At 49.7% G+C, this 294-nt stretch carries 1 protein-coding gene; it reads left to right on the forward strand.

Annotation, left to right across the window (positions count from 1 at the left end; all coding sequences use genetic code 11):
* On the forward strand, positions 1-242 hold a 242-nt coding region (locus ALO64_RS01880), incomplete at its 5' end, for an effector protein Tle3 domain-containing protein (protein WP_157058612.1).
* Between the last annotated feature and the right edge of the window lie 52 nt (positions 243-294).

Here is a 294-nt window from a genome sequence, read left to right on the forward strand (position 1 = left end):
AACCCGGGGCGGTTCAAATGTGTGAATTGCTGGTGGCTATTGGGGACTGGCGAATGGATGCAAAAAAATTTCTCAATACAACCGAATCCCCAGCGTGGGGCCGTCTCAGTCCACGTGCCCAGGCATTGGTAAAGGCCAGTCATCAGTACTATCAAAAAGGTATATTTCCACCCTATGGATTGGTCCCTCTGTCCCCACCGGCCTTGGTCAAGAATGTATTGAATAAAGGGGCAAAGCAGTGACGGACACCAAACAAAAATCTTCACTTCGCCCGTCACTAAGAGGGTGTAGACA

The organism is Pseudomonas meliae, from assembly GCF_001400515.1.
GTDB lineage: Bacteria > Pseudomonadota > Gammaproteobacteria > Pseudomonadales > Pseudomonadaceae > Aquipseudomonas > Aquipseudomonas amygdali.